Below are 12,487 nucleotides of genomic sequence, written 5' to 3'. Positions count from 1 at the left end.
TTTCTATTACAAGGTAGTGTAACTTTTGCTTTTTTTATTTTGTAATGACATAGAAGAATAGACTATTAGGGGGATTAAAAATGAAATTTACATACAAAATAGATGAGAAAACTGAGCTTAAAATGTTAGATTTACAGGAATCGGAACAATTGTTCTATTTAACGATTGGCTCAAAGGAGACGCTAAGAGAGTGGCTTCCTTTTATTGATTTCACTCAAAAAGTAACAGATACTCAAAATTTCATCCAATCAACGATGAAACAATACAGCGAGAATAATGGATTTCAGGCCGGAATTTGGTATGAGGGAAAAATGGCAGGTGTCATAGGTTTTCACAAAATTGATTGGAATAATAAATCTACTAGTATAGGTTATTGGCTCTCGAATGACTATGTAGGTTTGGGATTAATGACTAAATCAGTAAAAGCATTTATTGATTATGCGATTAAGGATATTAATTTAAATAGAGTTGAAATACGTGCAGCTATAGGCAATAAGAAAAGTAGAGCAATACCAGAACGGTTAGGATTTACAGAAGAAGGTTGTGTAAGGGAAGCAGAATGGTTATATGATCACTATGTAGATCATGTTGTATACGGTATGCTTGCAAAAGACTGGCTAAATAAAAATAAAATAAAAAGAGTTTAATAAAAGTCCAATATTGATATCCTCAGAAACATATAAATATAGTAAATAAACTATATTTTCTTTTAAAGGGGGGATATACATTGGCAAATAAAGAAAGGAATCTCGCACCGTTCGATAAAATGATGATTATTCGAACAGCTATTCTCTTGATAGCGTGGTTTAACCAATTTTTAGTTTTAAAAGGGTACAGTCCATTACCGTTTACTGATTCAGAGTTGGAGCTTGGAGTTACCGCTATAATTACTTTTTTAGCTTCCATTTGGGCATGGTGGAAGAACAATGATGTCCGTTACAAAGCACGTAGGAATACGCAGTATTTAAAGGACAAAGGACTAAAGTAAATAAATAGATCTGAGCATTTTTACGATGCTTAGGTCTATTTATTTGTTTAATTATAAATATAATAATCTTGCGCATGAACTACCTTAAATCCGATTGATTCGTAAAGTTTAAGTGCAAGTCCATTATCGGTTTCTACCTCTAGATGGACCGAGTATCCAGATTGTGATTGTTCCTTAACTATTTTGTTTAATACCTTTCTACCTAATCCTTTACCTCGATGTTCAGGTAAGATAGAAAAACCATAAATCCAAGTCTCATTATTTTCTCTTTTAACTCTTATTTTCCCGACCGTTTTGTTGTCCACGTCTATCATAAGCATATCTGAATCCTGATCGCTTTCTATTCTACTTTCCATAGCTGCGGCATCCTCTTTCGACAAACCGAAACCTTCAACAGACAAGCGAATGCGTATATCTAAATCATCTTTACTAGCATGTCGTAATGTGAAACCATCCACTATTTTTATAGACTGTTCTTCCCACACCATTTGATGTTCAGAGAAACTGTAGATGGCCCCGCAATTTGATAAAAATGCTTTTCCTTCTCTTGAACTAGCTGGCGAATTTAATAAAATTTTTTTAAAAGCTTTTTCTTTTGCTACAGTCATACCTTGTTTAAACAAGGTAACGAAATGTTTGTTTCTACGTTCACTTGGTTTCACCATTCCGCAGACTTCTACTGTTGATCCAAAAGGGTATAATGCTAGAAAAGCTATTAATTCATTGTTTTTATAAAGCAGGAAATCTAAATCTTCAGAAGCACGATTACTCAGCATGTCCCAATTTAATTTCAATTGAATGCGATCATGTTCCTCACACTCTATTTGTAGTTTTTCAATATCAAGAAGCTGTTGTTTGCTTAACATATATATCTCCTTTTTAATAATCGGATAAATGACTTATTTAAGTTTACAACAATTTTTTGAAAATACAATCACTTAAGCTATATTCAAAGGAATCATATCTGGGCTGTCCATATAAGTCCCTAAAATAAAGCAGAGGGAGAAAAACGACTTATTTTTCTTCATCTGCTTTTGTGTTTCCATCTAATAATGTTGATTGAGTGAAGTAATTGATTAGAGTGAAAGGCGGCGACTTCTGCGGCAACGATTGCATGACTCACATCCTGTGGCTATCAACGCCTTCATGACCAAAATCGTGTTGGCCTGAGGAGGCTCGGCGCTCGCCCGCGGAAAGCGTCCGCTTGAACGGAAATCTATCACACTTTTTAAAAGAAGCTACGAATAAAGAGGCTGTCCTTAAAAGTCATTTTTTTGACTTTCAGGACATCCCCAATATGATTATTCAAATACGCCACTTCTAATTGTTTCAAAATCCACTTGAACGTTTACTTTTATCTTTGGGTATATTTCATGCCATTTTTCACTTGTCAGTTTCGAGTTTCTTACATGGCTTCTGTAATGTTCACCAAAACCATATACATCAGCATTAATCTCCTGACTGTAGGCAATTACTCTGGATATTTCACTAGTTATCTTTTTATCAATTGCTTTTTCCAATTCCTTAACCAATCTAGGATTTCCTACATTAACATCAGGATGAAGTTCTAATATTCTTCCTTTAATTTTTATATTTAAATCAAACTCAAGATCGCTGCTATCGATTAATTTCAACTTTCTAACTGTTTTAATTGCATCAATCGATATAGGTACTTCATCAGGAAGATTTTGATCGGATTGAGAAGCTAACCCATTAGCATTTATTATTATTTCAAGTATTCCAGATTTATAATTATCTCTGCTTATTTTCACAAAAAAACCATCACTAGAGGGAAGTTGTCCGACCATTTTCGCATCGTTAAAAAAAGCTATACCAGAAATCTCTACTAAGTCATCCTTTTTTTTTAGAACAGGCAAAATAAGATCAGACAGGGGAGAATAATAAACACGAGAAACTTCATGAAGAGTAGATGAGATAGAGTGCTCTCTCTCAACGTTTTGTTCCAATAACATATAAATGTGTTGACCTATATCTTTTATATTTTCATATTTATGCTCAATTAATGGCTTAGCTTTTCCTTCAACAACAGCTAAAGATATACTGCTACTTATATCTGGATCTTTTGAAAGACTTTCAAGTGTTGGACCAATATCATTTTTAACTAACTCATCACCAAGCAAGACAACTCTTAATTGTCCAGCCATAATTTTTTTAGATGTTTTTAAGTTTATTTTAGCTCGTGTTCCTTTACTTGTATAATTTTCTGCGGATATAGTGTCAACTTTACTCTCGAACTCGGGATTAACCTGTCTGATAACAGCTGTCGTAGAAACTTTATCATTATCCTCCAAATCATAGCCAATTAAAGTTGTTATACTAATCCTTTCCAGAATTTTCGTTTCTGCACATCCAGCTAATGTAATGATACAAACGGATAAGATGATAAATCGCCATTTATTCATTTTTTTCTCCATATTTTCCTGAAAATTTCTTTTTCATCAACGCGAGTATATATAAGACAACAGGATAAATGAAAACAAGAATAAATGCGACTTTAGATAAATAAGTAGTATACGTATTTATTTGAATTCTTGTTTGTACAAATAAACTGAAAATGAATATTATAGTTGAAAAAATCCATACGAATTTTTTACTGCTTACATTAAATAAACGGATAGATCCACGATATGCAGCCCATAGGTAAAAACAAAGATTTGGTAAAATGATTATCAACCAAAAACATATTGTAATAAATTCAATTCTTTCAATAAAGGGGAGTCTTATTATACTAAATAACGATAAAGTTGCCCAAATTGTTTTAGCTAATTGCTCTCCACTAAAATAAGTTAAAGTAATTAACATAACCGTTAAATATATAAATGATGTTACTAATAAGCCTAGATGTACATGTCTTTTTACTTTATCTTTTTCTTTTACAAAAGGATAAATTATATTGATTATTTCAAAACCTATAATAGTGAAAGTCATCGATTGAGCTCCTTTCAAAATGCTAATGATATCAGTATCTAAAATGGGTAGTAGGTATTCAATGTTGCTGAATTTTAAAGGGAATATCAACACAGGTAATAGCCATAATCCCAAAAGAAAACTAAAAAATGAAACTCCAACTATGACACGCAATCCACCAAGAAAGGTATAAATGACTAGTAGCAGTAAAGAAATTGAAATAAACTTTGGGTTTAACCTAGGGAAAACCCAGGTACTAATCACCTCAATATAATTTTCTAAAATAAGAAAAAAAGCTACCGAACAGTACAAAATGTAAATAAAATTTAATAAATTCCCTAAATGTTTTCCGAATAAGTCTTGATGAATTCCGTACAAGTCATTAGATCCGTAAAGTTCTAAAGTTTTAATCATGAAAAAGACAATGATATGAGATGAGAGTCCAGCTAATATTACGGAAATCCATGCATCGTGTTTTGCGTCTGCATAAATAAGACGCTGAAATCCTTGAATACCAACTCCAGTTTGACAAGTTGTAATGACAAAAAAGAGTAGGAATGCATTTATCATATCCTTCGGACTAATTTCAAGTGTATTTTTCACTCATTCACCTTCAGTTTATCTAGTTTTTCAGGTTTAACTGGTTCTGTTTTAAATTTATCTTGATTTTTTGTTCTTGTATCTTTTGGTCTGTTTGATATTAATGGCATGGGTAATCGAGCAATACTATCTCTCCAATCAATCATTCTAGGTGGATAAAATGGTGCTGAATAAGGGGAACCTAAACTCGATTGCCGTAATAAGTGAACAAGTATTAGACAAAAAGCTAGCATAATTCCATAGTAACCCCAAATTCCAGCAATAATTATTATAGGAAAACGAAGAACTCTTATAACATTTCCCATCATATAACTAGGCGTTGTAAAAGAAGCCAATGCACTTAAGGCAATTATTATTATCAAAATATTACTCGTTATTCCTGCTTGTACTGCAGCTGTACCAATTACAATACCTCCAACAATACCGATTGTCTGACCAACTTTTGTCGGTAATCGTGCACCAGCCTCCCTAAGTAACTCGATAAAAAACTCTAAAATGAGCGCTTCAAGAATTGGTGGGAAAGGGACCAATGCTCTTGATTCACTTAATGGAACTAATAGAGGCTGAGGTATAACTTCATAATGAAACGTTAAGGAAGCAACATAAATAGGAGTTAAATAAACAGATAAAAATACTGCGCTAAATCTTAATATACGTATAAATGTAGCGAGAAACCATCGGAGATTTTGATCTTCCCTGCTTTGAAAAAATTCAACAAATGCGTATGGGCAAAGAATTGCCATAGAACTTCCATTAACAATAATTCCTAACTTTCCATTTAAAAGACCATCACAGAATCGATCAGGTCTCTCAGTAAGAAGCATTTGAGGAAATATAGTTAATGAGTTGTCATCAATTAACTCTGCTAGAACTGCACTATCTAATAAAGCATCAATATTAATACTTTCAATTCTTTGTCTTAACGTATTGACTTTTTCTTCTGCTGCAATGTTTTTGATGTATAGCAAAGACAATGTTGTATTTGTTTGTGCTCCTAAAGTAAATTTTTCAATGCATAAGTCTGGATTTAATATATACTTCCGAACAAGAGAAATACTCGTTGAAATATCTTCGTTAAAGCCAACTTGAGAACCAATAACCTGAGATTCATTTTCAGGTGTAGTCAAGCTGCGAGCCTCATAAGATGAGATTTTAGCCACAACAATACGAGAATACCCCTCAACATGAATCAGCACATTCCCATTCAACATCGCTAGTACGGATTTGTCTATATCTACTGTAATATCTACTTCTGCAATGGATAGTATATCTTTAATTATTTCCGGTGATTCATTGTTAATTTGATTAAGACTGTGGATGATCAGTTTATTCAAAGACTGATTATCAACTATATTATCTACATAAACTACAGTTATAGTAGGGGATATTGTTTTAACAATTAAGTCTGAAGGAGAATGTGTTTTATGTTTAATTGCTTCTATAAAATCACTCTTAGAAGATGAAAAAATCTTACCTGATGTGACTTTTGGTTCTTTATTATCTTCTATTAGTGTGTTAAGAACGAATGTTTGTTTTTTATGTTTTTTCCTAAACATTTGTTAATCCCTCATTTCTAACATTACGTATAGAATTAGCTTGTGAAGGACTGCCTATACTCAAGAAGTAATAAAATAAGAAAAATTCATCAAAATTATGGATTAAAAAATGTATTATCATTATTTGTTATTTCTTATATTTATCAATATTCTAAAAATTATGTTGACTTGTATTGATATATTGCATAAAATATACACAATGTTCTAAACACACTACTAAACTAAAGTGTGAAGAAGAGAAAAAGAGAGAGGTATTTTATATGTTAGCTATTTTAGGATTTTGTATGATTGCTATTTTTTTAATACTAGTAATCACTAAAAAACTGTCAGTAGTAGCCGCTTTTATCAGTGTATCAGTTGTGTTTGCATTAATAGGTGGGTTTGCAGGTGATATGGGTGAAATGATGATGACTGGTATTCTCAAAGTAACACCAACAGCAGTTATGATTGTTTTTGCTATTTTGTATTTTGGATTAATGATTGATGTAGGATTATTTGATCCAATGGTTAAAAAAATATTAAGCGTTGTAAAAGGTGACCCTTTAAAGATTGTGGTAGCTACCGCAATAATCACCATATTAGTAGGACTTGATGGAGATGGTTCTTCGACGTTTATGGTAACAATTTCTGCTATGTTACCTCTGTATACAAGACTAGGTATGAACAGATTAATATTAGCTTCGGTAGTAGGTTTGGCTGCTGGAGTCATGAATATAATTCCATGGGGAGGACCTTTGGTGAGAGCCTCTGCTAGTCTTCAAGTTGATGTATCGGACTTATTTATACCATTGATTCCTGTCATGATTTCAGGTCTTATATGGGCACTCTTTGTAGCATACATATTAGGTAAAAGAGAGAGAAAGAGATTAGGTATTGTTAAATTAGAGGAACCGTCACTGGCAACTTTAGAGATTGCAGCTACGAGTCATCGACTTTCTTTTAAATATTGGTTTAACTTATTTTTAACGATTGTTCTAATGACTCTACTTGTAATGGACGTTCTACCAATAGCTATTTTGTTTGCGGTGGCATTTGCTATAGCACTTTTTGTTAACTACCCGGATTCTCAGAAACAACAAGATCAGATTTTAAGTCATGCAAATAGTTTTGTTATGATCAGTACGATGGTATTTGCTGCAGGTATTTTTACTGGTATTTTTAGTGGCACTGGTATGATGGATGCAATGGCATCTACATTAGTTTCAGTAATTCCTGAATCGCTAGGAAGTCATTTACCCGTTCTAGTAGCAATTACTAGCATACCAATGAGTTTTGTTTTCTCACCAGATGCTTATTATTTCGGTATTCTTCCCATCCTAGCTGAAACAGCAGCTGGTTTTGGTATAGATCCTGTCGAAATTGGACGTGCTGCTTTACTTGGACATTCAACAGCTGGATTTCCTCTTTCTCCATTAGTACCAGCCACGTTTATTTTAATAGGGCTAGTTGGAGTCGACTTTGGGGAACATCAAAAGTTTTTGTTTAAGTGGGCATTTGGTACAACAATTGTCATGACCATAACTGCAGTGCTTACGGGAGTAATCTCGTTATAAAATGCAAAAAAGTCCCTTTCTATTTTATACATAGAAAGGGACTTTTTGTTATTTGAACTTATTTTCTTTATATAACAAAGCACCGCTTGGACAGGTTGCTATTACTCTTTTTACATCCTCGATAAGAGCTGCGTCTGGTTGAACCCATGGCTTACGATTCACATTGAAAACAGAAGGTAAATATTTCACACAGTTTGCTGCATGTGTACATTTTTTCAAATTAAAATAGACATCTATATCTTGGCTGGTGTATATTTTATAATCCTTCATGCTACCCTCCTAGAGTTCAATATTAAACGTCTATCATGATAGGGAGAATCATAGGTCTTCTCTTTGTTCGCTTATATAAAAGATGTTCAACAGACTTTTTAATATTTTGTTTTAAAACACGTTGATTTTTATTTTTATCTTGCATCTGGTTTATTGTTGATCGAACCGATTCATTTACTTGATTTATTATATCTTCTGCATCTGGGCCATATACAAATCCCCTCGAAATAGTGTCGGGGCCAGTAATTATTTGATTGTTTGACTTACTGATAGATGTGACGATAACTAGCATGCCATCTTCTGATAGTAATTTTCTATCTCTTAAAATAATATTCCCAACATCTCCAATGCCCAAACCATCAACAAACACATTTCCAGAGTCAACACTGCGAGTAAAATTAGCTTCTTCATTTTCTATATCAACTACATCTCCATTATTGATAATAAATATATTCTCTTTTTTTACACCAACTGATTCTGCTAATAAGCTGTGATGACGCAGCATTCGATACTCACCATGAATAGGGATAAAGTATTTTGGTTTCATTAGCGTCAGCATGAGTTTCAATTCCTCTTGACAAGCATGGCCTGAAACATGCATTCCTGTTATACTTCCAGAACCATAAATAACTCTTGCTCCTAATTGATATAAATTATCTATAATTCGAGAAATACTTCGCTCGTTTCCTGGAATGGGTCCTGCTGCAAGAATTACAGTATCATCAGGTAAAACTTCTACTTGGCGAAAATTAGAACTAGCTAGACGTGATAAAGCAGCCATAGGTTCTCCTTGACTTCCTGTACAAATTATCACCACTTTTTCAGGATTCATTGACTGTACTTCACTTGCATCAATGATCATTCCTTCTGGAATCTCTAAATAGCCCCGTTCTATTGCTACCGATACGACATTAACCATACTACGGCCCAGCAAGGCGATTTTCCGATTTGTTATAATAGCAGCTTTAACTATTTGTTGAATACGATGAACATTGGAAGCAAACGTAGAAATAAAAATCTTTCGAGGTGCACGTCGAAATGCCTCTATAATATGATCACCGACAAGCTGCTCCGATGGAGTAGACCCGGGCCTTTCAGCATTCGTACTTTCTGATAATAAAAGCAATACTCCGTTTTGCCCTAATTCTGCCATTTTGTGAATATCTGGAGACTGATTGTCCACAGGAGTGAGGTCAAACTTAAAATCACCAGTATGTACGATTGTACCTTGTGGTGTATGAAAAGCTATTCCTAAGCAATCAGGTATACTATGACTTGTTCTGAAAAATGTAGCATTAATTGTACCAAGTCTTAGTTTCGATTCTGAATCAATCATTAATAGTTTTGTTTCTCTTAGTAATCCATGTTCTTTTAGTTTTATTTCAATTAATCCTAGTGTTAAGTTCGTTGCATACACAGGAACCTTCAATTGCTTTAAGAAATAGGGGATTCCTCCAATATGGTCTTCATGTCCATGAGTGATAATTAAGCCCCTTATCTTTTCTATATTTTCCTTTAAATAAGAAACATCTTGTATGATTAAATCAATTCCTAGTAGACTTTCATCCGGAAATTTAGACCCGCAATCAATTACAACGATATCGTCATCAGACTGAATAACATACATATTTTTTCCTATTTCATTTACGCCACCAAGAGCAAAAACGGATATTTTAGAATCTATTGTGTTCAATTTTCAGTACCTCCATATAAATTTATATATTCAAGTATTGCCTTATAATTGGGTTTTATAAGGTATTATTAAAAATTCCTTTGGATGTATAAAGATAGAAAGCACCTCTTCATAAAAAGAGGTGCTTTCATTTATACTCCGGAGGTAGGACTCGAACCTACGACCAACCGGTTAACAGCCGGTTGCTCTACCACTGAGCTACTTCGGATTAATAATAATTTGTAATAATATTTTTACCAGCTAATGATAAATTATTCATTCTATTAATTTTTATTTTCAAATAAGTAATAACTTTCACATAAAAGGGGTAAAGGAAAAGATGTGTGACAGATTTAGGAGAGTGTAAAGATGAAAAATAAGTCGATCATTTATGAATTTATCATTTTCTTATTTATCTTATTGTATTTAACAATAATTGTCACAAGCTATTCAGGGAGCGAAATTTTGACGCCCGATCAGATAAAGTGGGCAGACTATATCTTTATTATCTATTTCTCTATTGAATATGTCGTTAGATTATATAGAGCTAAAGACAAAAAAAAGTTTGTTAAAGAAAATATATTTGATCTTATTGCACTCATTCCTTTTGACGCTTTATTCAAAGTTGCTCGTCTGATGCGTCTAGTGCGTTTAATTAGAATTATTAAAGTATCAAAGACTTTACAAGGAATTTTTAAGTCGGGTGGGTTAACAAATGTTTTTTTATTTACTCTCTTGATCATGTCCTGGGGAGCAGCAAGCAATTATATTTTAGAAAAGGGGGAAAATCCAAATATAAATAGTTTAGGTGATTCAATTTGGTGGTCAATCGTAACAGTTTCAACAGTTGGATATGGTGATATTTCACCTGTTACAACTGGGGGAAGGATTATTGCTAGTATTCTTATGTTAGTAGGAATCGGATTAATTGGGTCAATTACTGGAAGCATGGCTATTTATTTCTCTAATATAGAACAAACTGTTGACTCTGAAGAAGATCCACTAGGTAACAATGAGGATGAATTAGATACATATATTAGAAAGCAACTTAAAAAAATTGACAAACTCAATGAAGATGAATTTGATCATTTATTAAAATCAATAAAAGTATTGTATCAGAAAAAAAATAATGTAAGAGGGGATTCCAATGATGTGTAAAAAATGTAATGGTACAGGAAAGATTAAAATAATTTTGCCTATTCCTATGCAAATAAAATGTCCTGTATGCAAGGGTAAGGGAGTAATTTAGAGAGTATCGGACAATATATCATTCAATTAATCATAGTCTTTGGTTATTCTGAATATCCTTTTCCTACGGAGACCAATTTTTATTATTGAGCTTGTGAGCTCTAAACACTAATGGTCTTTTTTATTTTTAAATGTTTTAATCCGAAGTAAATAAACTTTTTCTAATAATTCATATAATTTAAACTTTAATTTATGATAAAAATATCTCTTGTATATTTATACACAAAGACATATATTATATTAATATCAAAACAATTTGAGAACGATTCATGTGTATAAATTTTTATCTGTAATTGTAAAAATACATTACGGTCATTATCATCTTGTAGAAAAGTGAAGGTGAACAACATGAGTAACTGGCTAGAGCTTTATGATAATATGGGAGATTATTTAGCACCTAGTATGGCAAAAGATCATCCAAATATTCCGATTGTTAAGGAAGAGGGTTGCTACTACTATGGTGTAGATGGTAAAACTTATTTGGATTTCACATCTGGAATTGCAGTAGCCAATACAGGGCACCGTCACCCAAAGGTTGTACAAAGCATTAAGGATGCAGCAGATCAGCTTGTACATGGACCATCAGGTGTCATAATGTATGATTCTATATTAAAACTTGCAAAAAACCTTGGTGATGTCTTACCTGGAAATTTAGATTGTTTCTTCTTTGCAAATAGTGGAACAGAGGCAATTGAAGGTGCATTGAAGCTTGCAAAATTCGTAACGCAGCGTCCATACGTTGTGTCATTTACAGGATGTTTCCACGGTCGTTCATTAGGTGCATTGGGTGTGACAACATCGAAAAGTAAATATCGTAAATTTTTACAGCCTTCACATTTGTCCTATCAGATTCCTTATGCGGACGTAAAGGGTTGTCCTGAAGGATTGAATCCTGAGGTTTATTGTGTAGAGCAGCTGGAAAAAGATTTCAAACGACTTTTCAATCATCAAGTCACCCCTGAAGAAGTAGCATGTGTTATTTTAGAGCCTGTATTAGGTGAGGGTGGTTATATAATTCCACCGAAGGCATGGGTAAAGAAAATACGAGAAATTTGTGATCAGCATGGTATCTTATTAATTTTCGACGAAGTGCAAACAGGTTTTGGCCGTACAGGAGAATGGTTTGCTGCACAGTACTTTGACGTAACGCCGGATATTATGGCTATTGCTAAAGGTATAGCATCTGGCTTACCGCTTAGTGCAACTGTTGCTTCTAAGGAATTAATGCAACAATGGCCATTAGGCATGCATGGTACTACATTTGGAGGAAATCCTATTGCTTGTTCGGTAGCGTTAACAACATTAGAAATTCTTCATGAGGAAAATCTAATTGATAACTCAAAGGTTGTTGGTGCTTACGCTACGGAGCGGTTAAAAGAGCTTCAATCAAAATATTCCATAATAAGTGATGTACGTTCTGTAGGCTTAATGATTGGGATTGAAATTTCAAATCTCGAAACAGGAGAGCCAGATGGACAAGCTGTTATGAAAATTCTAGACTTCGCATTAGAAGAAGGGGTTCTTTTCTATCTATGTGGGAATGTGGGAGAGGTTATTCGAATGATTCCACCTTTGACTATTACAAAAGAGCAAATAGATGATGGCTTAGAAATGCTAGAAAAGGCAATTATTCGTTTTATGAAAGAAAATCATATTGTTAAATAAAAGGAGA

11 protein-coding genes and 1 tRNA gene are annotated in these 12,487 nt (G+C 33.4%); 5 read left to right on the top strand and 7 right to left on the bottom strand.

The window, feature by feature from the left end; translation table 11 throughout:
• The first annotated feature begins 80 nt into the window (after nucleotides 1-80).
• Both WAX74_RS00565 and WAX74_RS00560 read left to right on the top strand, forming a co-directional pair.
• Nucleotides 81-647 carry a GNAT family N-acetyltransferase gene (locus WAX74_RS00565; RefSeq protein ID WP_336495708.1) on the top strand — a complete coding sequence of 189 codons (567 nt, stop codon included), beginning with the start codon at nucleotides 81-83 and terminating at the stop codon, nucleotides 645-647.
• Nucleotides 648-727: 80 nt separating this feature from the next.
• Nucleotides 728-988 carry a phage holin gene (locus WAX74_RS00560; RefSeq protein ID WP_336495707.1) on the top strand — a complete coding sequence of 87 codons (261 nt, stop codon included), beginning with the start codon at nucleotides 728-730 and terminating at the stop codon, nucleotides 986-988.
• A gap of 47 nt (nucleotides 989-1,035) precedes the next feature.
• Here WAX74_RS00560 and WAX74_RS00555 read toward each other — a convergent pair whose 3' ends face one another.
• From WAX74_RS00555 to WAX74_RS00540, 4 genes are all read right to left on the bottom strand, one after another.
• Nucleotides 1,036-1,854, bottom strand: coding sequence for a GNAT family N-acetyltransferase (locus WAX74_RS00555; protein ID WP_336495706.1), 819 nt, complete (start codon nucleotides 1,852-1,854; stop codon nucleotides 1,036-1,038).
• A gap of 435 nt (nucleotides 1,855-2,289) precedes the next feature.
• Entirely contained in the window at nucleotides 2,290-3,411 is a 1,122-nt protein-coding gene (locus WAX74_RS00550) for a Ger(x)C family spore germination protein (protein ID WP_336495705.1), read from the bottom strand.
• Nucleotides 3,404-4,519 (bottom strand): GerAB/ArcD/ProY family transporter, encoded by a 1,116-nt coding sequence (locus WAX74_RS00545; RefSeq protein WP_336495704.1) that lies wholly within the window; start codon nucleotides 4,517-4,519, stop codon nucleotides 3,404-3,406. The genes WAX74_RS00550 and WAX74_RS00545 overlap by 8 nt, the downstream gene beginning before the upstream one ends.
• The gene (locus WAX74_RS00540; RefSeq protein ID WP_336495703.1) at nucleotides 4,516-6,072 is read right to left on the bottom strand and encodes a spore germination protein; all 1,557 of its coding nucleotides are present in this window, start codon (nucleotides 6,070-6,072) and stop codon (nucleotides 4,516-4,518) included. The genes WAX74_RS00545 and WAX74_RS00540 overlap by 4 nt, the downstream gene beginning before the upstream one ends.
• 260 nt (nucleotides 6,073-6,332) lie before the next feature.
• On the opposite strand from WAX74_RS00540, the gene WAX74_RS00535 reads away from it, so the two are divergent.
• Complete coding sequence (locus WAX74_RS00535; RefSeq protein ID WP_336495702.1) at nucleotides 6,333-7,625, top strand: CitMHS family transporter; 1,293 nt, start codon at nucleotides 6,333-6,335, stop codon at nucleotides 7,623-7,625.
• A gap of 48 nt (nucleotides 7,626-7,673) precedes the next feature.
• Here WAX74_RS00535 and WAX74_RS00530 read toward each other — a convergent pair whose 3' ends face one another.
• From WAX74_RS00530 to WAX74_RS00520, 3 genes are all read right to left on the bottom strand, one after another.
• Nucleotides 7,674-7,895, bottom strand: coding sequence for a (4Fe-4S)-binding protein (locus WAX74_RS00530; protein ID WP_336495701.1), 222 nt, complete (start codon nucleotides 7,893-7,895; stop codon nucleotides 7,674-7,676).
• 22 nt (nucleotides 7,896-7,917) lie between these two features.
• Nucleotides 7,918-9,588 carry a ribonuclease J gene (locus WAX74_RS00525; protein WP_336495700.1) on the bottom strand — a complete coding sequence of 557 codons (1,671 nt, stop codon included), beginning with the start codon at nucleotides 9,586-9,588 and terminating at the stop codon, nucleotides 7,918-7,920.
• Nucleotides 9,589-9,724: 136 nt separating this feature from the next.
• Nucleotides 9,725-9,796: transfer RNA gene (locus WAX74_RS00520), tRNA-Asn, on the bottom strand.
• A gap of 140 nt (nucleotides 9,797-9,936) precedes the next feature.
• On the opposite strand from WAX74_RS00520, the gene WAX74_RS00515 reads away from it, so the two are divergent.
• The gene (locus WAX74_RS00515; protein WP_336495699.1) at nucleotides 9,937-10,725 is read left to right on the top strand and encodes an ion transporter; all 789 of its coding nucleotides are present in this window, start codon (nucleotides 9,937-9,939) and stop codon (nucleotides 10,723-10,725) included.
• A gap of 438 nt (nucleotides 10,726-11,163) precedes the next feature.
• On the top strand, nucleotides 11,164-12,480 hold the full coding sequence (locus tag WAX74_RS00510; protein ID WP_336495698.1) for an aspartate aminotransferase family protein: 1,317 nt from the start codon (nucleotides 11,164-11,166) through the stop codon (nucleotides 12,478-12,480).
• Nucleotides 12,481-12,487: the final 7 nt, after the last annotated feature.

Source organism: Psychrobacillus mangrovi, assembly GCF_037104765.1.
Lineage (GTDB): Bacteria > Bacillota > Bacilli > Bacillales_A > Planococcaceae > Psychrobacillus > Psychrobacillus mangrovi.
This window is presented reverse-complemented; position numbering and strand designations above follow the sequence as displayed.